This is a genomic window from Pontibacter litorisediminis, assembly GCF_029360645.1.
GTDB lineage: Bacteria > Bacteroidota > Bacteroidia > Cytophagales > Hymenobacteraceae > Pontibacter > Pontibacter litorisediminis.
On record NZ_JARDUA010000002.1, the window covers coordinates 380,096 to 402,541 of the forward strand.

Sequence of the window (22,446 nt, forward strand, 5' to 3'; positions counted from 1 at the left end):
TCTGCTTTTTGTTTGCGCCCTTTGCAACTCCCATCTGCCGGCCATGTCCTTTTTCTATACTTCTCCACAGCCTTTCTACCGCTGGCGCGGGTTTGCAACTCGTGCTTTTATATGGTGTTGGGTTTGTAACCCAACTGGCTCGAATAGCCATACTTATACTCTGGCTATACTTTTATACTTACCAGTTTATACTTTCCCTGGCGCAAGCGTCCGCTTGTGCCTCTATATTTTCATAGCCGCTTCCTGCAACTTGACACAAGCTATCTTTTCTAGCTGACGCTGATCCTCTAATTCCCACAATCCTACAGTTTCAGAGTATACTTTCTGCCATCCCAGGCCGGGATGCCTCGCCTTGGGGGTAGGTGTCCCCGATAAGGGCATCGCGCTGTGTTCCCTTCCTTTGCTACCCTTCGGTCGCAATGCCGCCAAGGCGGCATCGGAATCTCACAAGGCGCTCAACCCAAAGGCTGGGATCAGATTCGATAGCCGCTGCTGTTACTACTTTCCCCTTGAGGGGACCAAAAGGGTGTTAAAACAGCAGCTACAGCACTTACACTTCAGCACCAGTACCCTCCCCTGTTCATATGGGAAGGTTGGAGAGGGGTGTAAAGCGGCCTGTATAATTTTATTTTTCCCCTAAAAAAGTTCTGACGTGGAGGCAACCTTCCTACTTGCTCCTACATCTTTCTACCCAAAGTCCCTCGCGAGGAATGCACTAGCACATAATCAGCTCCCCTACCTGGGTGTGGCTGGTGTTAGAAGATAAAAAATCCCTGTTTGTCTAAAAGGCACAGAAAAACAGCAACAGTACCTTGCTATACAAAGTACTATAGATTAATTTTACAGCACGATCCATTTATCAACACTACACAAAATAAAACCATGAAAAGATTTTACGTTTACCTCACATTTCTCTTCTTCCTCTGTAGCAGCCACACGTTTGCGCAGTCTGCGGGCATGTTATCCGGCCAGGTCATAGACGACCAGAAGCAGCCGGTTGGCTTCGTGAACGTGGCGGTGCTAGAGGCTGCTTCCGCCAAAGTGGTTACCGGCGCCATTGCCGACATGGACGGAAACTTCCAGATCATGACGCCCGCCAAAGGCACCTACCTGCTCAAGTTAAGTGGCCTAGGTTATGTGGAGCTGCAAACGCCGACCTTCGAGGTGACCGGCCCCAACTTCTCCAAGGATTTTGGCAAGCTGCAGGTAAAGCCGGATGTAAAAACACTGAAGGAAGTGCAGGTGCAGGCCATGCGCCCTACGGTTACCACAGAGCCAGACAAGATGGTGGTGAGCGTGGAGGGTACAGCCCTGGCCAGCGGCAGCACGGCCTACGAGGTGCTCTCCAAATCGCCCGGCGTATGGATTGACCAGGACGGCAACATCCAGCTCAACGGCAAAGCCGGCGTGCAGATCATGATCAACGGCAAGCGCAGCTACCTGTCTGGCAAAGAACTGCAGACGCTGCTGCAGGGCATGACCGCCGAGAACATTAAAGACCTTGAGCTTATCACCAACCCTTCGGCAAAGTATGAGGCAGAGGGCGCCTCCGGAGTCATCAACATCAACCTGAAAAAAGCAGTTGACATGGGCATGAGCGGCAGCGTTTATGCCGGCTACCAGTACAACAACCTGAGCACCTATACTTCCGGCGCAGAAGTGAGCCACAAAAGCGGCAAGTGGAACTCCTTCGGCAGCCTGGATTTGGCTAACCGCCAGCGCTACCGCGATATGGAAATGCGCCGCATCTTCCTCAACAAAGACGGCAGCACCAGCAATTTCGACCAGACCGGGCGCGAGGAGAGCGAGCGCTTTGAGCCTTCGCTGCGCATCGGCACCGACTACGATATCAACGACAGGCACAGCCTCGGGGTGATGGCCAACATCATCGGCAGCAGCAGCGATAACAGGTTCCTGACTGATTCTTACCTGAACGATGTGAACACCGGCGAAAAACTTTTTATCGATGCGACCAACAAGTCAGAAGGCGAGTATAGAAACGGCACTTTTAACTTGCATTACGTGGGCAAGCTCGATACCACGGGCACGACCCTCTCGGCCGACCTAGACTACGTGCACATCACCAGCGACGATGACTTCAAGTTCATCAACCGCAAAGAGTTCCTGAACAGCAATGCGCCGACAGAACACGAGCTGCTGCTGAGCGAAAATCCAACAGGCTACGACATTTACTCGGCTAAAGCAGACTTTACTAAACAGCTAAACAAACAGACGAAGCTGGAACTGGGTGCCAAGGCTAGCCATGTGGTGTCGGATAACGAGCTTCGCTTTTACGAAACCAACGACGGCAGAAGAATACTCGACCCACAACGCAGCAACCACTTCGTGTACAAGGAAAACATTCTGGCAGCCTATGCGAATCTGAATGCCACGCTGGGCGAAAAATGGACCCTGCAGGCGGGCCTGCGGGCGGAGCAGACTTTTGCCGAAGGCGAATCTTTGGACAAGGCGGAAGGAAAGATTGACCGCGATTACCTGGACCTGTTCCCGAGCGTGTTTCTGCAGCAGAAGCTGAGCGACAACTACCAAATCGGCTACAAGTATAGCCGCCGCATTAACAGACCCAATTACCAGGCGCTAAACCCCTTCATCTTCTACCTGGACCCTTATACCTGGGCGCAGGGCAACCCACAGCTAAAGCCGCAGTATACCAACTCCTTCGAGATGACGCACACCCTGAAGCAGACCTACAACCTGATCCTGGGCTATGCCGTGACCAAGGATTTCATGGCCGAGATTCCGAACCAGAACCCGGAGGACAACACCACGGTTTTCCAGCAGCAGAATGTGCGCGACATGAAGAGTGCCCGCGCTACGCTGGTGGCCCCTATCAAAATCTCCAACAACTGGGATATCAGCAACAACGTGATCGTGATGTACCAGGAGTTCACCAACTTCAACAACGGCAACATGGTGGTGAACGATCAGGTAACAGCCATTGCCCAAACCACCAACAACATCCTGCTGCCTAAAGACATCCGCCTGGAGTTGGGCGGCAGCTACCAGGGAGCGGCAGCCTATGGCCTTTACAGGGTGGAACCGCAGTGGTGGGTGGACGCCGGCCTGAAGCGCAGCTTCCTGGACGACCGCCTGACCCTGAGCATGAACGTGACCGACATCTTCAAAAGCCGCGTGATGAAGGTAGACACCAAGCTGAACGGCAACGTGAACGCCATTGAGCAATACTGGGGCAACCGCTCTTTCCGGGTTAACCTGCGCTACCGCTTCAGCAAAGGCTCCGAGGTTGTATCGAAAAAACGGAACGTGAACCTGGACGAACTCAACCGCACAGGAGGAAATTAAGCTCTATTTTGTGTAATGTTAAAAGGCCTGCCGCACCTGTAGCAGGCCTTTTTCGTGTGGGTGGTTTGTAGTACCGGGTCTAACCACCCCTTCCCCTCCTTGGCTAAGGAGGGGAGCTCTGTAGCTGCTTCGGCGGAAGAATACGTTACATTGCTGCCGGTATTCACGACTTAGTCCCCAAAGTATAAACCCACCCTTAGCCCCTCCCAAGAGGGGAATTATCTGCAGACGATTACACCCCTGTAGTCCCCTCCAGGGGACACTTCTTGTACTACTAACTTTACGCTTTTTCTTTCCAGTAGCAAAGGTTTTAGCTAAGAAGTGTCAATCCCAGTCTTTGGGTTGAGCGCCTTGTGAGATCCGGTGCCGCGTGAGCGGCAGCGCCCTGGCGCAGGAGGGAACACAGCGCGATGCCCGAGGACGAGCCCTCTCGGGCTTGAGAGAGCCAAAGCTTGCTATGAAAAGAGCCGTATTTAAGACTGAGGAAATCAGTAGCTAGTAAGGATAGCTTACATCAGGTTGCAGGAAACCGCGGCTAAGAGAGGCACAAGCGAACGCTTGCGCCAGAGAAGTATAAAAGTATAGCCGAAGTATAAAAAGCTTTTAAGCACCCTTCAAAATAACCAGACACCGACACAAGCTGTTCTTAAAAGAAAGACACTATCTTATACTTCTGCACCGTACATCCATACTTTAGCGTAAGCAACCGCATGAAGGCTAACCATACTTTACCCACCGACCACTATACCCTGACCGTGACCGGCATTCGGGAGGAACTGCCGGACTTTAAGACCTTTACACTAGTGCCGGATCAACCCCTGCCGTACAAAGCCGGGCAATACCTCACACTGGTGCATACGGATAAAGACGAGGACATCCGCCGTTCCTACTCCTTCACCTCCTCCCCCGCCCTTGACGAGCCGCTAAGTATCGGCGTGAAGCGCATTTCGAATGGGTTTTTCTCCCGCCGGTTGGTAGACGACGTGCAGGTGGGCGATCAACTGTTCGCTGCCGGGGCTGCGGGCATATTTATACTTCCCGAGAACATGCACGACTACCGGCAGGTGTTTCTGCTAGCTGCCGGAAGCGGCATCACCCCGGAGCTCTCGCTGCTTAAAACCATACTTTATACTTTGCCCGATGTGGCCGTTACGCTCATTTACAGCAACAGCAATCCTGAGAAGGCCATTTACAAAGAGGAATTAGAGCAGCTGGCAGCGGCGTTCCCCGAGCGCTTTACACTCCAGTTCCTGTTCAGCAACTCCCCCGACCTTGCGCAGGCCAGGCTCTACAAAGACTTATTGCAGCAATTGGTACGGCAGTATACCGAAGCGCCGCTGGACCAGGTGCTGTTTTACGTCTGCGGCCCTCTGGGCTACATGCGCATGTGCTTTTGGGCCCTCACGCAGCAAGGCGTACCGCATGAAAACATCCGCCGCGAGAACTTCGACACCACCAAGGTGGCCGTCAAACAAATGCCCCCTGACACTGATCCGCATGAGGTGACACTTCATTTCAAAGACCAGGCGTACAACCTAACGGTGGAGTACCCTGATACCATCCTTCGGGCGGCGCGCAAGGCAGGCCTGAACCTGCCCTTCAGCTGCGAGGCCGGTAAGTGCGGCAACTGCACCGCCCGCTGCACCGAGGGCAAGATATGGATGTCGTACAACGAAGTGCTCACCGAGCGCGACCTGCACCAGGGGCTGGTGCTCACCTGTGTGGGCTACCCTGTGGGCGGCCCCGCCCGGTTGGAGTTGAAGGTATAAGAAAGCGCTTCTCCCCTGTTTTTCCGACCGAAACCCGTAACTTTAGCCCCGGCGGTAGTTGCCGCTTCAACACGATGGAATTTTAAACGATCTATACTATGAGCTCTGAAGTACGCAGCCTGGAGCCAAAGGCGCTCTGGGAAAACTTTGCTGACTTAAACGCTGTGCCGCGTCCCTCTAAAAAAGAAGAACGCGTGATACAGTTTATACTTGATTTCGGCCACAGACTTGACCTGGAAACGATCAAGGATGAGGTGGGCAACGTCATCATTAAAAAGCCCGCCACCCCGGGCATGGAAAACCGCCAGACCGTGGCCATGCAAAGCCACCTGGACATGGTGCACCAGAAAAACAACGACACTGCGTTCAACTTCGACACGCAAGGCATCGACATGTACGTGGACGGCGATTGGGTAAAAGCCCGCGGCACCACCCTGGGAGCTGACAATGGCATCGGCGTGGCTACCATCATGGCCATACTTGCTTCAAAAGACATCCCGCACCCGGCCATCGAGGCGCTTTTTACCATTGATGAGGAAACCGGCATGACCGGCGCGTTGGGTCTGAAAGGAGGTTTGCTAGACGCCAGTATACTTTTAAACCTGGATACCGAGGATGACCGCGAACTGACCATAGGCTGTGCCGGCGGCGTGGACGTAACGGCTACCGGAACGTATGAGCAGGAGGCGACACCGGCCGGTATGGCGAGTTACAAACTCACGGTAAAAGGGCTGACCGGCGGTCATTCGGGTATGGATATCATCCTGGGTCGTGCCAATGCCAACAAACTCATGAACCGCCTGCTGCACCACGCGGCCAAACAGTTTGATGTGCGCATCGGAAGTATAGACGGTGGCGGTCTGCGCAATGCCATCCCGAGGGAATCAACCGCTGTAATTGCCATAGCTGAGGGCGATAAAACCGCATTTGAGAAATACATGGCCGATCAGCACGCCATACTTGCCCAGGAGTATAGAACCACCGACCCGAACCTGCAAGTGCAGGTAGAAGCAAAGGAAGCACCTGCTCAGGTTGCCACCGTGGCATTCTCGTCGACTTTCCTACGCGCCATTTACGCCACGCCAAACGGCATTTACCGCATGAGTCCTGAAATTCAGGGGCTGGTGCAGACCTCGAATAACGTGGCGCGTGTGGAGCTCAAAGACGGCACCTACAAAGTCCTGTGCCTGACCCGCAGCGCCGTGGATACGGAGAAAGATGACCTGGCAGCAGCCATACAGTCTGCGCTGGAACTGGCGGGTGCTGAGGTAACGCTGAGTGGTTCTTACCCTGGCTGGACCCCTAACCCGGATGCTTCTATCATTAAATTAATGAGCGACCTGTACCGCAGCAAGTTCAACAGTGAGCCGGATGTAAACGCCTGCCACGCCGGATTGGAGTGCGGCATCATCGGTGCTAACTACCCTCGCATGGAGATGATTTCTTTCGGCCCGAACATCCGCGGCGCCCACTCCCCTGACGAGAAAGTACAGATCAGCTCGGTACAGAAGTACTGGGATTACCTGCTCGAGACGCTGCAGGGTATTCCGGTAAGATAGTTATCTGTGTTTAGTTGTTAGTTGTTGGGGTGAAGTATACGTGCCTCTTCTGACATTCTCTTTTAACTAAGTATAAACAGGAGAGCCGCCCAAAGTTTGGGGCGGCTCTTTTTTGATAGCGATGTTTGCTGTACCGGGCCCAACCACCCCTGGCCCCTCCTTGTCCAAGGAGGGGAACTCTGTAACTGCTTTTGTCAAAATATAAATTCTATAGCCTCAGTTCATATCAGTAGAAGTATAAACTCACCCCTACCCCCCATTACCTGCAGACGATTACATCCCCCTACCCCTTTAGAGAGAGACTTTGTTCTAACTATAAGGCAGCGACTATCGAATCTGAACCCAGTTTTTCTGTGAGGCGCCTATGCGAGTTTTTCCGGTGACGAGCGATAGCGAGGCAGCCCGAGGCACGAGGGCAGGAAAAGCTCCCAGCGCCGAACAGGAAAACGAGGCCTCCCGGCCTTGAGGGAGCCAAAGTATGAAATGAAACGATAGGTATGTGAGTCTAGAGGATGAACGGCAGCTAGTAAGGATGGCTTGGTTTAAGTTGCGGAAAGCAGCGGCTAATAAAGGCACAAGCGGACGCTTGCGCCAGATAAGTATAAACCGGCAAGTATAAAATGACACGAGCTGCAAGCTCGCGCCAGCAGATGACTTGCGCCACAAAGAAAAAAGCCTTCTGCTGGCATAAGCTACCAGTAGAAGGCTTATACTTCCAATCTGTATCTCTCACATCTCACAAACCATCACGTATTAAACAGCTCCTCATAATACTGGTGCGCCATGCGGTTCGACTCAAATTGCGGCACCACGTTACGCATGCTTTGCTTCATGATGTGCTGCCAGCGCTCCTGATTATGGTAGTAAACCGGGATGATGTCCTTCTCCAGCAGGCGCATCAGGTTGTTGTAGTCCTCATCGTCCTGCGCCTCGTTGGGCTGGCTTACATCCGCAACAGGCAGTACGAAGCTGTTCTCGCCGTGGCGCGCGTACTCCGGCAGCCAACCGTCCTGCACCGACACGTTCACCCCGCCGTTCATGGCCGCTGTCATGCCACTGGTACCTGAGGCCTCGCGTGGGCGGCGTGGTGTGTTCAGCCAGATATCACACCCCTGCTTCAACTGCCGCGACAGTTCTATCTCATAGCCTGTCAGCACGGCCATATTGCTTAGCTGCTGCGAGATCTTCACCAGTTTGTTGAATACATTGATTGCCCCATAATCAAAAGGGTAAGGTTTTCCTGCCCAGATGACCTGCACCGGCATTTCCTCGTTCGAAACCAGGTCTATAAAGCGGTTGATGTCTCGCACGATCAGGTCGGCGCGCTTATAGGCGGCAAAACGGCGGGCCCAGACAATGGTCAGCACGTCGGGGCGGAACAGTTTGCCGGCCTGGTCTGCCACTGTCTTGAACAGTTGCTGTTTCAGCTCTCCCTTGCGCCTGCGCAGCGCCGCGTCATCATTGCGCTCCTGCGCCTGCCACAGCTCCGGATCAGCCCAAAAGTTAAAGTTCTGCGCGTTGGTGATCGCCTTTATCTCGCATACCCCTTCGTTCTCATACCACATGTCGCGGGCCACCTCGCCGTGCAGCTGCGATACCCCGTTGGCCACCTTTGCCAGCCGCAGTGCCGCCAAGGTGTGGTCGAACAGCTGCCCGTGCATGGCGGTGATCTCCCGCACCTCCTCCAGCGGAAGCCCGTTAAAGAAGCTCATGCGGTGCAGTAGGAAAATGTCGTGTTGCTCGTTTCCGGCCTTTTCCGGGGTGTGGGTGGTAAATACCAGGCGCTTCCGCACCTCATCCAGCTTGCCGAAATCCTCGAACAGCTTAAAGGCCAGCGGCAGGGCGTGGCCCTCGTTCATGTGGTAAATCTCAGCCCCGCCCAGGGCCTCCACCACTTTGGCACCGCCAACTCCCAGCACAATGCTTTGGGCAATACGCGCCTGCGGCTCCGGATCGTAAAGGCGGTGCGTGATGGTGCGGGCCAGGTGGTCGTTGTCGGGGATGTCGGTGGTAAGGAAGTACATGGGCACCGTGCCGAACACTTCCGGCCTCAGAACCATGGCCTTCACCAGCACCGGATGCTCGTTTACCAGCACCCGAACGGTTATACCTGAGTCCTCCAGAAAAGAGTAGAACTTCTGCTGGAAGTGAGGACGCATGGTCTGGTCCTCGTTGCGCTCCTGGTCATAATAGCCATACTTCCACAGCATGCCGATACCGACCATGTTCTGCCGCAGTTCATAGGCGCTGCGCATGTGCGAACCCGCCAGAAAGCCTAAGCCACCGGAGTATACTTTCAGGGCCTGAGCGATGCCAAACTCCATGCAGAAGTACGCCACACGCTTTTTATACTGTTCGTCAATCTCGTAGGGATGATACCATCTGTTGTATTGTGAAGCCATGTTGAGCCAATAATTTATACTTTAGAAAAATCTTTTCTTCGGATAACCCCGGCCTAAAACGATAAAACCGGAATTAATGGTATACCTAAACCAGGTACGCAAGTTTCATATTTGTAGATAGGAACCCTCAGATATACCTGTACAGGAGCGCTCTAAGCGACCTATTTTAACAGCACCTGTGTTTATTCAATAAATTTAGTTCTCAAAATTAGGAACCAAAAGAACCATCTTATACCTTTGTATTGTTCTTATCCTAGACACACGAGAACAAAGTATAAAAACATGAACCTAACAGACAAGCAGCGGGCATTAATAGAGCGTATCGGCGTTTTCATGGAGAAATCCGGGATGCAGCCGGCGGCCGGCCGCATCATGGGCCTGCTTTACGTGTCTGACAAGCCGGAGCTTACGTTTGACGAGATCCGTGAGGCCCTGAGTATCAGCAAGAGTGCCACCAGCAATGCCCTGAGCATGCTGCAGCACCTCAACCGCCTGGAGTACATTACCTACAGCGGCGATCGCAAGCGCTATTTCCGCCTGAAACTGGATAAATGGCGCGACTTGGTGCTGCAGGGAGTAGAATCCATCACCGACTTTTCCGAGACGCTGCACGAGGTAGTAGCCGAGCGCACAAAAGAGACGAAAGAGTATAACCAGCACCTGCTGGAGGTGGCCGACTTCCTGAAATACCTGCACCAGGAGCTTCCTAAACTGCTGTCGCAGTGGGAGCAGCAGAAGAGGTAATTTTTTTGCCCTTTTTAGTTCTCTTTATACAGAACTAACTATAACTAATTATAACATAACAAATAATTCATAACAACACAACACCGTGATAAAGAAATATTTTATAGTCGGACTGATGGCGCTCTCCATGACGCCAGCCTTTGCCCAGGAGCCAGCCACCGGCGGCCAGGTGCAGGAGCTGACGCTGCAGGAAAGTATAAAGTATGCGCTGGAGCATAACGAGAACATCCAGAAGGCTTCCTACGATGAACTTAGCGCCCAGTACCAAATCAACGAGGCCCGTAGCGCCGGATTGCCCCAGGTGGACATAAAAGGCTCGGCCGTAAGAACGCTGGAAAAGACCATGATCGCTTTGCCAGCCGACTTTAACCCGGAGGGCACAGGCCCGCTTATCAAGCCCATGGGTACGGACAACACGGTGCAGGCCGGTATTTCGGTTTCGCAGCTGCTGTTCAGCAAGTCCTACTTTGTGGGCCTGAAAGCAGCCAAGACGGCAGAGGACATGTACCGCATCCGCAAGGAAATGGCTGCCGAAGACGTGATCTACAACGTGGGCAGCGCCTTTTACCAGGTGCTACAAACGGAGGAGCAGTTTAACAGCATCAACGCCAACCTAGACAGGTTAAACCAGCTGGAAAAGATCCTGACCCTGCAGTATAAGAACGACCTGGTTAAGAAGGTGGATGTTAACCGCATAAAGGTTAACAAAATCAACCTGGAGAACCAGAAACAGAACCTGGAGGCGGCTTACGCCCAGCAGCTGAACGTGCTGAAGTTCTTTATGGGAATGCCGCTTGAGGAGCAGATTGCCTTGCAGGGCACTGCAGAAGATGTGCTACTGGACCAGCAGCCAACGCTAGCGGGCACCGCCGAGGCAGCCACAGAGCGTGCTCAGTTCAAGGCCCTCAACAAGCAGAAAGAGCTTACGGCGCTCCAGATTGAGAACATCAGAGCAGGGTACTACCCGTCGCTTGCCGCCTTTGGCAATTACAACTACCAGTCGCAGTACGATGGCCAGATGGTTGGGAACCCGGACGCCATGTGGTCTCCGAACTCACAGGTAGGCCTGCAGCTGAACATCCCGGTGTTTGACGGCCTGCGCAAGAAGGCACAGGTACAGCAGCACCAGGTAGAGATGAAGAAACTGGACCTGGATATCCAGCAATACAACAAGAACACACAGGTAGAGGTGAGCAATGCCCTGAGCCAGCTGGCCAACAGCCAGAACAACATAAACGCCCAGGAGGAGAACGTGAAGCTGGCCCAGGAGGTGTACGACACCACCAACCAGCTGTACAAGGAGGCCCTGGCACCGCTCAGCGACCTGCTGAACGCAGAGACAGCCCTACGCGAGGCCATGACCAATTTGAACAACGAGAAGCTGAAGTTCCAGATAGCGCAGCTTAGCTACCTGAAGGCCAAAGGAAACCTCGAAACACTTACAAAATAAGATATACACTAAATACGAACATGAAGAAAGTAATTTATATCCTGGTTGCATTGGTTGCCCTGGGCGCTATTGGTTACAAGCTGATGAGCAACAAAGAGCAGATGGCCGCCAATGCCGCTGTAGCCGAGATTAAGAGTGATGCCATTCCGGTGCGCATCACAGAAGTAAAGCAGGAGAAGCTAGACAAGTCTTTTACCGCTCAGGGTAACTTCGCCCCTATCCAGAGCCTGACCTTGTTATCAGAAACACAGGGGCAGATAACCAAGGTGCTGAAGCGCAAAGGCGATAAAGTAAAAGCCGGTGAGCTGCTGGTACAGGTAGAGAGCAACACCATGGCCGCTGACCTGGCCACGGCACAGACCAACGCCGAGAAAGCCAAGCGAGACCTGGAGCGTTTCGAAAACCTGGCCGAGGGTGATGCTATCACCAAAAGGCAACTGGAAGAGGCACGCCTGGCTGCCAAGTCTACGCAGGCCCAGCTGGTGGCTGCCCGTCAGCGCTTAACTAAAACACGCATTACAGCCCCTATCAGCGGCGAGATCAACGAAATCTATGTAGAGGTTGGCTCTTACCTGAACCCGGGCACGAAGCTGTACGACATCGTGAACGTAGACAAGCTGAAACTGAAGGTAAAAGCCTCTGAGAGCGAGGTGCTGCTGATCAACAAAGGCGATAAAGTAACGGTGAAAGCTAACGCTGGCGCTGGCCAGGAATATGAAGGCATCGTGACGGCCATTGCCGCCCAAGCCGACCCTACCCTGAAGTTTGACGTGGAAGTGGAAGTACAAAACGCCGCCAACAACAACCTGAGAGCCGGTATGTACGGCACCGCTTACTTTGAAGTAGCCGACCAGCGTGATGCCATGCTGCTGCCGCGTGAAGCCATTGTGGGCAGCATTCAGAACCCAAGTGTTTACGTGGTAAACAACGGGGTTGCCAACACGCGCAAAGTAAAAGTAGGCGTGGTAACACAAGACAAGGTAGAGGTTCTGGAAGGTGTGCAGCCAGGCGAAAAAGTAGTGCAGAGCGGCCAGATCAACCTGCGCGAAGGCATCAAGGTGTCTGTGCTGAAGTAATAGTTTCTGTTAAAGAGAAAGTATAGAAATGAATATAACCAAATTATCGATACAGCGATCAACCCTGGTGGTGGTGGTGTTTACCGTCCTCACCCTGCTTGGGCTTGTCAGCTACCAATCGCTCAACTACGAGCTGTTACCGAAGTTCAGCCCGCCGGTTCTTACCATCAGTACCATTTACCCGGGTGCCTCACCAAACGAGGTGGAGAACTCTGTGACGAAGGAAATCGAAGACGCCCTGTCGTCGCTGGAGAACGTGAAGGAAATGAACAGTACCTCCCTGGAGAGCTTTTCCATCATCACCATACAGCTGAACCAAGGCACCGACGTAGATCTAAGCCTGCAGGATGCGCAGCGTAAGATCAATACCATTCTGGCAAAACTGCCGGAGGATGCCGATGCGCCAACCCTGAACAAGTTCGACTTCGACGACCTGCCGATCATCAAGATGGGGGCCACGGCCAACCTGTCGGCCACTGAGTTCTACGACCTGATCGACAAGAAAATCAAGCCGGAGCTGTCGCGCATACCGGGTATGGCCGCTATCAAAGTACTGGGTGGCCAGGAGCGTGAGATCAAGGTGAACATCGACGCCAACAAACTGGAGGCCTACAACCTGTCTATCCTGCAGGTACAGCAGAAGATACGTAACTCCAACCTCGATTTCCCTACGGGTAAGATCAAGCAGGAGTCTGGGCAGACGCAGATCCGTCTGGCTGGTAAGTTCCAGTCGCTGGACCAGCTGCGCAACCTGATCGTTCGTGAGGATGCAAACGGTATCGTGCGTCTATCTGACGTAGCCGAAGTACAGGATACGCAGAAGGACGTGGAAGTGCTGACGCGCGTTAACCAGAAGGCCTCGGTAGGTATCACTATCCAGAAGCAGTCTGACGCCAATGCCGTGGAAGTTAGCCGCCTGACGAAAGAGGCGCTTGCCAAGCTGGAGCAAACGTATGCAGCCGAGGGCCTGAAATTCGAGATTGCCAACGACTCATCTGACTTTACCCTGGAGGCTGCCGATTCGGTAATCCATGACCTGATGATTGCGGTGATACTGGTGGCGGTGGTAATGTTGCTGTTCCTGCACTCATTCCGCAACGCCGTGATTGTAATGATCTCTATTCCGGCATCCCTGGTGGCAACCTTTATCGCCATGTACCTGCTGGGCTACTCGCTCAACCTGATGTCGCTGCTGGCGCTCTCGCTGGTGGTAGGTATCCTGGTGGACGACGCCATTGTGGTGATCGAGAACATTCACCGCCACATGGAAATGGGTAAAAAGCCGGCTCAGGCCGCATACGACGGTATCCGTGAGATTATGGCTACGGTAACGTCTATCACGCTCGTAATCGTGGTGGTGTTTATCCCGATCGCCCTTTCTACAGGTCTGGTGTCCGACATCCTGCGTCAGTTTGCCGTGGTGGTGGCTGTGTCTACGATGATCTCCCTGTTCGTGGCTTTCACGCTGATTCCGCTGCTGGCCAGCCGTTTCTCGCGCCTGGAGCACATCTCAGACAAAAACTTTTTCGGCAGGTTTATACTTGCGTTCGAGCGCATGCTCGATAGGATCATTGATGGCTTTACCGCAGCGCTGAAGTGGGCGTTCAACCACAAGTTCATTACGCTGGGTGTTACATTCCTGCTTTTGGTCGCTTCGTTCATGCTGGTGCCGTTCGGTTTCATCGGATCAGAGTTTATCCCTGCCGGCGACCGTGGTGAAGTAAGCTTGCAGCTGGAGCTGCCTAAGAACGCCACAGTGGAGCAGACAAACTTTGCCACCAAACAGGTAGAAGCATACCTGCAGACGAAGCCCGAAGTAAAAAGGATTTTTACCACGGTAGGTACCACCTCATCGGCACAGCAAGGCCAGAACACGGCTTATAAATCAGACGTGTCGGTGTCGCTGGTTGACGTGAAGGAGCGTAGCTTCAGCACCGACCAGTTCAGCCGCCAGGCCAAAGCCGACATCGAAAGCAAATTCCCGGATGTGGAAGTGACGCCGATTCCGGTAGGCCTGGTGGGTAACTCGCAGGCGCCGATCCAGATCATCGTGTCTGGCTCTAACCTGGACTCTGTGATGACGTTTGCCCAGCAGCTGATGACGATTACAGAAAGCGTGCAGGGTACCGCCGACGTGGACATGTCAGTAGAGGGTGGTAACCCAGAGATTGAGGTAGTGGTGGACCGCGACAAGATGGCCAATGTAGGGCTGTCGCTGGAGAACGTGGGTGCGAGCATGCAACTTGCCTTCAGCGGTAACTCCGATGTTACCTTCCGCTCCGGTACCGAGGACTATGACATCAACATCCGCCTGGACGAGTTTGACCGCCGCAGCGTGACTGACATCGGCAACCTGTCTTTCGTGAACAACCAGGGCAAACTGGTGCGCCTGGCGCAGTTCGCAGATATCCGCCAGGCTACTGGTCCATCGCAGCTTGAGCGTTACAACCGTGTGACCTCTGTTAAAGTGGAGTCGCAGGTGATTGGCCGCCCGTCCGGTTCGGTGGGTGCCGACATTCAGGCAAAGGTGGCTGAGGTGAAGCTACCAGCCGGGGTGAGCATTGAGTACGGTGGTAACCTGAAAAACCAAAGCGAAGGCTTCGGTACGCTGGGTATTGCCTTGCTGGCCTCTATCATCTTCGTGTACCTGATCATGGTGGCGCTGTACGACTCGTACGTGTATCCGCTGGTGGTACTGTTCTCTATTCCGCTGGCGATTATCGGTGCCTTGCTAGCCCTGGCGCTGGCTGCACAGTCGCTGAGCATCTTCTCGATCCTGGGTATCATCATGATGATCGGTCTGGTAGCGAAGAACGCGATTATGGTAGTGGACTTTACGAATAAGCTGAAAGACGAAGGCGTGGAAGTGAAGGAGGCCCTGACAGAGGCGGTTCGCATCCGTTTCCGCCCGATCCTGATGACGACGCTGGCCATGGTGATTGGTATGTTGCCGATTGCGCTGGCAGGTGGCTCGGTGGCCGCCACCAAGAATGGCCTGGCCTGGGCCCTGATCGGTGGTCTGAGTTCTTCTATGTTCCTGACACTGATTGTGGTGCCGATTATCTACTACGGCTTCGACCGCATCCTTGCCAAGTTCGGCCTGGATAAAAAGACCAAGATCGAGCTGGTGGACAAAACGGCAGAGGAGCTGGAGCACGAAACCAAAGAGCTGGAAGAAAAAAAGATGGCGCACGAGTTCGCGCACTAAGGTAATTTCCTGTTTTTCATGTGATAACTGCTTAGTGGTAAGATTGCGGGGGCTCTTGGCCTTCGCAATCTTTTCTTGACCACGCAGAGTCGCAAAGCCGGCAGGCAATTAAATACTAGATTTACCAACTTATGCCATGACACATGTTACTTTAAACACACAGGCAATCCAGAACGAAGTGGTGAACATCATCACCTCCGTTACCAAGATTAACCCTACCCGTTTGCTAAAGGTCCGTGACCTGACCACGCTGGGGCTTGATATTATAGATGTGGTGGACATCATCCTGAAAGTGGAGAAAACCTACCAGCTCACCATACCTGATGAGGTGCCGGTTTACACTGTAGATGACTTTGTGAACTATGTTTACAAGCATAGCATGAAGCAGGCCGGGTAAACACTGGAATGCATATAAAAAAGGGAGGCACAAGTATACTTGCGCCTCCCTTTTTATTTTAGTGCAAAGTTATTTCTCAACTTCAGCACCTCTATCCTCTATATGCTCTCGCTCGCCTCCGCATGTATGGGTTGGCTCACGGCCTCTGCCCCTTCGCGCCTCATACCCGTGTCAAGAGATGGAAAAGCCTTAAACATTCCTCATGTTGGTTTTTATACTTCGAACACATAGAAAGGCGGATCATACCCCTCCTTTACTAGTATGGGCTTGGATACATTGAATACCTTAACGCCTTTGGAGGTCTCACCCTCCAGGGTACCGATATGGGCATGCCCATGGAAGGCAGCCAGAACCTCGCGGCGGTTGATCGGCTCGGCCAGCCTGGAGGACCCCAGGAACGGAAATATCTGCTCCGGCTCCCCTATCACGGTGGCCTTGATAGGCGCATAGTGCAGCACCGCTATCTTCTTCACCTCCACATTATCGCTGTCGATACGGGATAGGGCGCCGTCCAGCTTCAGGGCCTCGTCCACGGCCTCCTGCACAAACTGCTTGATCATCGGTTCCCCGAACATGCCCAGCATGCTGTTGTCAAAGCCGCCGCCAAAACCCTTCACGCCGGCAAAGCCAACGTCTCCGATCACCACACTGTCGCCGTCCAGCATGTGCACATGCTGCTTCACCAGCACTTTGCGTATGGCTTTCTGGTTATCGCGCTCATAGTCGTGGTTGCCCAACACGGCCACAACCGGAATGCTGCAGGACTTGAGCTCCTCTGCCAGCACCTCGGCCTCGGCAGTTCGCCCGGTATCGGTCAGGTCGCCGCACAAGAGCAGCACATCTGCCTCCTCCGATACTTTCTTAAAATATTCTTCGTACTTCCCGCGATCCGTCTCCCGCACATGTATATCCCCTACTGCCGCAATCCTGGTTTTTTTCTCCTTTTTTGTAGCCATGTGTTTCTTATACTGATCTAATGGTCACTACTTTGAAGTCCCATTCGGTGATGTCAATTTTATACTGCGTCTGGTCTATCAGCGGGCCCCGGCAGATTTTCTCCTTCGGCGCCGGCATCTCCAGTTCATCCTTGGCACGCTTAAACAACTCGTCCACCAGCCATTTCGGAATGATGTCCCGCTCTGAAGGATACACGAACTGGAACGACAGAAACTGCGCCAGCAGCAGTTGCCAGTGCGTCTCCATGTGCTGCCACAGCCATTTCCAGTCCAGATGCTCGCCGTAGCGCAGGATGATGTGGTTGATGTCGGCACCGTCGTAGCGCTCCCTGTTCTGTACGTACAGCTTCGACCAGATAAGGGTTTCGGCGGGGATGACCCTCACCTTCACGCCCAGCAGCTCGCTTGGGGTGGAGCGCTCAAACCAGCTGTCGTCCACGGCGCAGTGGTTGCCTGGGTTGTTAAAGATAATGTCCATGAAGTGCTCGCCTTTGATGGCCTTGGCAAGCCAACGCACATCGGTCAGTTCCGTCTCAAAGCCGTTTTCCTTGAAAGCCTTGAGCAGTGCCGGGGTATCGCTCCCCTTGCAGAACACGTCCAGGTCCTTTGTATCGCGCATGATGTCGGTGTAGAGGCGCAGGGCAAAGCCTCCCCCTACCATAAAATCTATGTTGCTCTCCGCCATAATGCCAAGGGCCTCGCGGTAAAAATCATGCGCAGCCTGGCGGTGAATTCCTTCCTGTAGTTCTATTACTTTAGCCATTAGGTTTGTTTCTGATTGTTGATGTAAAGCAGCCGCCGGGGCAGGCTGCGGCTTGCAAGGGTAGGCACTGCTTTGGGAGCAGCCGGTTTTTGGTTTGCTCACCCAGGCAGCGTAGCAATATTGTACTAACTTAGGTACCTGATGGTTGCCTGCTTTTGAACAAATAGTTGCGTTTAGCAGCTATATTAGCCTAAGACAGGCTATAGTCAATACGTTTATTGTACTTTATAAAGAACAATTATTTAAGCGGCTTGTTAGTGACATAGAAGGGGATATTGGCGGTAGCCAGGTTGTTCTGCCCGTCGCGCAGGTAGAGGTACAGGCGGTAAGCTCCTTCCTTCTGCGGGGTGTGCAGCCATACTTTGGTGTCCTGCTGGCGCACCAGCGCCCCGTCCACAGGGCTTGGCTTTTCCTGCTTGTCGGCGTTGCCATCCAGCTCCTCCGACTCGGGCAGCACCTCCCACTGCACCTGCAGCGAGTCCTGCTCCGGGTCGTAGGTAAAGGCGGCCCCCTCAAAGGTCTGCCCCGGCTTCAGGTAAATCTGGTCGTAGGCGAACTTATTATCCAGCGTCAGGTAAGCGATGTAGGGCGGCCTATTTAAGGCAGCGGTGTCACCCCAGAGCTGGCGCATCTCGTGCACCAGGGCTGTTTCTTCGCCGTCCTCATTGATCAGGCTGAACCAGGTCGGGGTAGTCTCCTGCTTGTTGCCCCACATGAACACATAGGCTCCCAGGCAACGGCTGGTGTCAGCCAGCACCGACTGCTCGTAGCGCTGGCGGGCAAACTCTGCCTTCTCTGAGCTGGTCTGCTCAATGGGGGCCATCCACCAGGTATAATAAGACTCCCAGTAGCCGCGTGCGCCGAACTCTGAGACCACGTAAGGGCCTTTCCAGTCGGTCTTGGCCAGCTCCTGCGGCAGGTTGTGCATCGATCCGAAAGAGTTGATAGACAGCACATCCAGCGCCGGGGCCCGCTTCACGATCAGGTTCACGATCTTGTGGGGGACGTTCATGATGGTGGTGGTGGTGGGGTGGTCTGGGTCCACTTCGTGGATCATCTCGGCGATCCCGTTCACGGCATCCCATACCTTCACGTTGGAGCCGTCGGCATACAGCTCGTTGCCGATGCCCCACATCAGCAGGGCCGGGTGGTCCTTATACTTCAGCACCACCTCGCGCAACTCCTCCCGCTGCTGGGCCACCAGTTCTTTGTCGTAGTAGTTAAAGCCTTCGCGCTCGCGAGCCATCCACAGGCCCAGCGTAACTGTAAGGCCGTGGGCGTGGGCAGAGTCCAGCACCTGCTGCGCATCGTCCGTGTGCCACACCCGTACCGAGTTGCCCCCGTACTTGCGCAGGCGGCCATAGTAGTCGTAGCCGGCGGCCCCTTTTATGAAGTATGGCTCCCCGTGGCGCATCAGCACAAACCTCTCCCCCTTCTTCACCACCTCTACCTGGCGCCCCCTGGGTTTATACTTTTCGGCAAGATCGGTGCCGCCGCCGCAGGCCAGGAGCAGCTGGCTTAACATAAGGTACAGGATGATATAGGGTAGGAGCCTCATGGGCAGAAAGTGGTATAGGATGTAGTGCGTCTAAGTTTGCAGTGGGAGGATAGGTTTTACCCACCCAAACGCAGGGGTTTACGCAGAACATTTCTGCTTGTTTCAAGTATAAAGGCCTGAACAAAGTAATATAACTACATTCTCAGATAGCGCTATAGCAGTATTTTTTAGCACAACATTCACCCGTAGCTTCACATTTATACCTTTAAGCAGAGGTTCTCCATGCAACGACTTTACTCCACTACTCCTACTACCACTTCTCCCGAAGAACCGTCACTGCTCCGGCGGGATGTGCTCACCGTCCGGTTCATGATTTGGATGGGCCTGATTACGATGGGGCTCTTCCTGTACTGGTTCATCGATGAAGACCACATCGGTTACGAGCCGCTTTACTGGCTCCTGACCACGGCGCTGGGTTTTAAGCTGCTGCGCACGCTGCACGAGTGGTACCACTACTACGCCGTGGGCATCCCTGAGAAACCTGAGCTGCGCACGAACTTTACTGTGGATATCCTGACCACCTACTGCCCCGGCGAGCCGCACAGCATGGTCATCAACACGCTGGAGGCGATACAGCGCATCCGCTACCCGCACACCGCCTACCTCTGCGACGAGGGCGATGACCCGGTTTTGAAGGCGGCGTGTGAGCGACTGGGCGTGGTGCACGTGACCCGCACCGAGAAGATAAACGCCAAAGCAGGCAACATCAACAACGCCCTGAAGCAGGCCACCGGCGACATCTGCCTTATACTTGACCCGGACCATGTGCCGGTGCCGGAGTTTCTGGATGAGGTGCTGCCCTACTTTGAGGACCCGGAGGTGGGCTTCGTGCAGGTGGTGCAGGGCTACAGCAACCAGAAAGAAAGTTTAGTCGCCTATGGCGCGGCAGAGCAGACCTACAGCTTTTACGGGCCTATGATGATGGGTATGAACAGCTACGGCACGGTGCAGGCTATCGGGGCCAACTGTACCTTCCGCCGCAAGGCCCTCGACAGCATTGGCGGGCACGCGGCAGGCCTGGCCGAGGACATGCACACGGCCATGCAACTGCACGCCAAAGGCTGGAAATCGAAGTACGTGCCGAAGATGCTGAGCCGGGGCTTGGTGCCGGGCACCCTGGCCGCCTACTACAAACAGCAGATAAAATGGGCGCGCGGCACCTTCGAGCTCCTCTTTATGGTGTACCCCAGGCTCTTCCGGCAATTTACGCTGCGCCAGAAGATCCACTACTTCACGCTGCCGCTCTACTACCTGTTCGGCGTCTTTAACCTCATCGATTTCCTGATCCCGCTGCTGGCGCTGGTGCTGGTGGAGTTCCCTTGGTATGTATCGCTGGGTGAGTTTGTGGTGATGTTTGCGCCGTTCTTCTGTATCTCTATCTGCATCCGGCAATTTGCGCAGCGCTGGTACCAGGAGAAAAATGAAAAAGGCTTTCACCTGTTCGGGGGGATACTGCGCACCGGCACCTGGTGGGTATTCCTGCTGGGTTTCATCTACTCCATCCTGCGCATCAAGGTGCCTTACATCCCGACCCCTAAAGATGATAAACCCAAGAACAACTACCTGCTGAGCCTGCCCAACTTTCTGGTGATACTAGCCTGTTTCGGGGCCATTGCTTACACCCAGCTCGAGTACGGGCACCTGTACGACAACCCCTATGTGCAGATGATGGCACTGTTCACGCTCACCAACGTGACGATTTTGGGCAGCATTGTGGTCATCGGGCAGGAGCGCTTTATGGAGTGGGTGCGCCGCTATCTGCTGCACGCCTCGCTGCTGCAGCCCCTCATTATGCCGCTGCGCTACGCGGTGTGGCGCACCCGGCATGGCTTTTACGATGGCATCCGCCAGGTGGCCGTGGCCATGGTGCTGCTGGCCACGGTGGTTTCTGTCAGCTTTATCTTTGGCAAGGATGAGTTGATGCACTTCTGGAACCGGAATATGGCCAAGGATGCTCCTGCGGCGGCTGCCCCAACGGCGCAGATTCTACCGTTGCCGGATCAGCAATCCAGCAAGCGGTAAAACGGAATTAGCTCAACCCCTGCCGCCTCTCTTCGTTAAGAGTAGAGTACGAAATTGCTTTTAACACCAAAACCATTAAGCTATGAATTCAAATTATTTCGATCGCTCCGACAGAGACGAAAACAGAGGGTTCCAGACACACCGCTCTGAGCGCTACAGACATCCGGAGAGAGACAGCAGCTACCATTTTGATGACTACGGCTCCTCGGCCCGAGGCGGCTACGGCAACGAAGGCCATACCGGCACCTGGGGCAACCAGGGCAACGAAATGGGAGGCTCCCGCAACACCAGCAACCAAGGCCTGTACGACACTTACAGTACCTCCCGCAACTATGGCAACATGGGCAGCTATGGCGGTGCGCAGGGCTTTGGCTCATCCAGAGGCGGACAACACCGGCAGGAAAGCGGCTACAACTATTATAGCGGCATGGGCTCGCCGGACGAAGGCAGACAAAGCTTCCAGAGCAGCCCGAGCCGCAGCATAAACTACAGCCCCGGCAACTATGGCCAAGGCGGGCAGCGCAGCCATGGTTACGAAAGCGACTATGACAGCCACGGATCTGCCTTCAGAAACGACAGCGACTCCAGCCTGTACGGCTCCAGTTCCGATGTGTCGAGGAGGTTCCAGGGCTCTAGCCAGGGCCGCTACGACTTCGACCGGGACAACTATAACCAAGGCAGCGGCAGCTATCGCAGTTCATCTGATTCGGACAGGGACTCCAGCGGGCGCATGAGCTCCGGCAGATCGTCTTCGCAGGGCAGCTACATGGGCGGCAGCTATAACCGCGACTCCGACCGCGATTACGGCTCTGGCAACTATGGCTCTATGGGCAGCTACAGCCGCGGCAACAGTGACACGCACTACAACAACCCCTATGACCGGAATGACGACATGGGCGGCTTTACAGGAGGCCGCGGACGCGAGTATCCGAATGACACCTACGCCCGCGACCGGGAGAATACCCGCATCCAGCACCGCGACAGCGACTATGACTATAACCCCAACCGCAGCTTCAGCGGCGGCAGGGGCGATAGCAGCAGTTATATGAGCAGCCGTAACCGCACCCGCACCTGGGACCGTGACCGCGATGAGAGAGGCTACGACAGGTTCTAACCCCACTCTGCATTAATGAAAAAAGCGCAGCCGTACAGGCTGCGCTTTTTTCATTAATGACACTTTCCCCTCTTCTTGGCAGCTGTTTCTACCCCGACAGCAGG

The 22,446-nt window shown here is 54.3% G+C and carries 14 protein-coding genes; 10 read left to right on the forward strand and 4 right to left on the reverse strand.

Annotated features, from left to right (window positions below):
• Positions 1-882: 882 nt before the first annotated feature.
• The 3 genes from PXG97_RS07915 to PXG97_RS07925 all read left to right on the forward strand — a co-directional run bounded on the left by PXG97_RS07915 (position 883) and on the right by PXG97_RS07925 (position 6,652).
• Positions 883-3,324: a TonB-dependent receptor gene (locus tag PXG97_RS07915; RefSeq protein WP_276497212.1), complete on the forward strand. Its 2,442-nt coding sequence runs from the start codon at positions 883-885 to the stop codon at positions 3,322-3,324.
• A 710-nt stretch (positions 3,325-4,034) separates the two neighbouring features.
• Positions 4,035-5,093 carry a ferredoxin--NADP reductase gene (locus PXG97_RS07920; protein ID WP_276497213.1) on the forward strand — a complete coding sequence of 353 codons (1,059 nt, stop codon included), beginning with the start codon at positions 4,035-4,037 and terminating at the stop codon, positions 5,091-5,093.
• Between the two features lie 98 nt (positions 5,094-5,191).
• Complete coding sequence (locus PXG97_RS07925; RefSeq protein WP_276497214.1) at positions 5,192-6,652, forward strand: aminoacyl-histidine dipeptidase; 1,461 nt, start codon at positions 5,192-5,194, stop codon at positions 6,650-6,652.
• A 746-nt stretch (positions 6,653-7,398) separates the two neighbouring features.
• Here the strand turns inward: PXG97_RS07925 and glgP are convergent.
• The gene (gene glgP / locus PXG97_RS07930) at positions 7,399-9,054 is read right to left on the reverse strand and encodes an alpha-glucan family phosphorylase (RefSeq protein WP_276497215.1); all 1,656 of its coding nucleotides are present in this window, start codon (positions 9,052-9,054) and stop codon (positions 7,399-7,401) included.
• A 282-nt stretch (positions 9,055-9,336) separates the two neighbouring features.
• Between glgP and PXG97_RS07935 the strand changes: the two genes are divergently transcribed.
• The 5 genes from PXG97_RS07935 to PXG97_RS07955 all read left to right on the forward strand — a co-directional run bounded on the left by PXG97_RS07935 (position 9,337) and on the right by PXG97_RS07955 (position 15,929).
• On the forward strand, positions 9,337-9,798 hold the full coding sequence (locus PXG97_RS07935; protein ID WP_276497216.1) for a GbsR/MarR family transcriptional regulator: 462 nt from the start codon (positions 9,337-9,339) through the stop codon (positions 9,796-9,798).
• A gap of 85 nt (positions 9,799-9,883) precedes the next feature.
• Entirely contained in the window at positions 9,884-11,248 is a 1,365-nt protein-coding gene (locus tag PXG97_RS07940) for a TolC family protein (protein WP_276497217.1), read from the forward strand.
• 20 nt (positions 11,249-11,268) lie between these two features.
• Positions 11,269-12,324, forward strand: a complete 1,056-nt coding sequence (locus tag PXG97_RS07945) for an efflux RND transporter periplasmic adaptor subunit (protein WP_276497218.1) — start codon at positions 11,269-11,271, stop codon at positions 12,322-12,324.
• A gap of 28 nt (positions 12,325-12,352) precedes the next feature.
• A complete protein-coding gene (locus PXG97_RS07950; protein ID WP_276497219.1) occupies positions 12,353-15,532 on the forward strand; it encodes an efflux RND transporter permease subunit in 3,180 nt (1,059 codons plus the stop codon).
• 136 nt (positions 15,533-15,668) lie between these two features.
• On the forward strand, positions 15,669-15,929 hold the full coding sequence (locus tag PXG97_RS07955) for an acyl carrier protein (protein WP_276497220.1): 261 nt from the start codon (positions 15,669-15,671) through the stop codon (positions 15,927-15,929).
• A gap of 212 nt (positions 15,930-16,141) precedes the next feature.
• On the opposite strand, the gene PXG97_RS07960 is transcribed toward PXG97_RS07955, so the two are convergent.
• The 3 genes from PXG97_RS07960 to PXG97_RS07970 all read right to left on the reverse strand — a co-directional run bounded on the left by PXG97_RS07960 (position 16,142) and on the right by PXG97_RS07970 (position 19,206).
• A complete protein-coding gene (locus tag PXG97_RS07960) occupies positions 16,142-16,885 on the reverse strand; it encodes a metallophosphoesterase family protein (protein WP_276497221.1) in 744 nt (247 codons plus the stop codon).
• A gap of 7 nt (positions 16,886-16,892) precedes the next feature.
• The gene (locus PXG97_RS07965; protein WP_276497222.1) at positions 16,893-17,648 is read right to left on the reverse strand and encodes a nucleotidyltransferase; all 756 of its coding nucleotides are present in this window, start codon (positions 17,646-17,648) and stop codon (positions 16,893-16,895) included.
• A gap of 238 nt (positions 17,649-17,886) precedes the next feature.
• Positions 17,887-19,206 carry a glycoside hydrolase family 2 TIM barrel-domain containing protein gene (locus tag PXG97_RS07970; RefSeq protein ID WP_276497223.1) on the reverse strand — a complete coding sequence of 440 codons (1,320 nt, stop codon included), beginning with the start codon at positions 19,204-19,206 and terminating at the stop codon, positions 17,887-17,889.
• A gap of 222 nt (positions 19,207-19,428) precedes the next feature.
• Between PXG97_RS07970 and PXG97_RS07975 the strand changes: the two genes are divergently transcribed.
• Both PXG97_RS07975 and PXG97_RS07980 read left to right on the forward strand, forming a co-directional pair.
• Positions 19,429-21,228, forward strand: coding sequence for a glycosyltransferase (locus PXG97_RS07975; RefSeq protein ID WP_276497224.1), 1,800 nt, complete (start codon positions 19,429-19,431; stop codon positions 21,226-21,228).
• A gap of 82 nt (positions 21,229-21,310) precedes the next feature.
• The gene (locus PXG97_RS07980; protein WP_276497225.1) at positions 21,311-22,342 is read left to right on the forward strand and encodes a hypothetical protein; all 1,032 of its coding nucleotides are present in this window, start codon (positions 21,311-21,313) and stop codon (positions 22,340-22,342) included.
• Positions 22,343-22,446 lie beyond the last annotated feature (104 nt).

Bases quoted from the DNA above. Each gene is read 5' to 3' on its own strand.
- PXG97_RS07915 (WP_276497212.1), top strand. From the start codon at position 883: ATGAAAAGATTTTACGTTTACCTCACATTTCTCTTCTTCCTCTGTAGC.
- PXG97_RS07920 (WP_276497213.1), top strand. From the start codon at position 4,035: ATGAAGGCTAACCATACTTTACCCACCGACCACTATACCCTGACCGTG.
- PXG97_RS07925 (WP_276497214.1), top strand. From the start codon at position 5,192: ATGAGCTCTGAAGTACGCAGCCTGGAGCCAAAGGCGCTCTGGGAAAAC.
- glgP (WP_276497215.1), bottom strand. From the start codon at position 9,054: ATGGCTTCACAATACAACAGATGGTATCATCCCTACGAGATTGACGAA.
- PXG97_RS07935 (WP_276497216.1), top strand. From the start codon at position 9,337: ATGAACCTAACAGACAAGCAGCGGGCATTAATAGAGCGTATCGGCGTT.
- PXG97_RS07945 (WP_276497218.1), top strand. From the start codon at position 11,269: ATGAAGAAAGTAATTTATATCCTGGTTGCATTGGTTGCCCTGGGCGCT.
- PXG97_RS07950 (WP_276497219.1), top strand. From the start codon at position 12,353: ATGAATATAACCAAATTATCGATACAGCGATCAACCCTGGTGGTGGTG.
- PXG97_RS07955 (WP_276497220.1), top strand. From the start codon at position 15,669: ATGACACATGTTACTTTAAACACACAGGCAATCCAGAACGAAGTGGTG.
- PXG97_RS07960 (WP_276497221.1), bottom strand. From the start codon at position 16,885: ATGGCTACAAAAAAGGAGAAAAAAACCAGGATTGCGGCAGTAGGGGAT.
- PXG97_RS07965 (WP_276497222.1), bottom strand. From the start codon at position 17,648: ATGGCTAAAGTAATAGAACTACAGGAAGGAATTCACCGCCAGGCTGCG.
- PXG97_RS07970 (WP_276497223.1), bottom strand. From the start codon at position 19,206: ATGAGGCTCCTACCCTATATCATCCTGTACCTTATGTTAAGCCAGCTG.
- PXG97_RS07975 (WP_276497224.1), top strand. From the start codon at position 19,429: ATGCAACGACTTTACTCCACTACTCCTACTACCACTTCTCCCGAAGAA.
- PXG97_RS07980 (WP_276497225.1), top strand. From the start codon at position 21,311: ATGAATTCAAATTATTTCGATCGCTCCGACAGAGACGAAAACAGAGGG.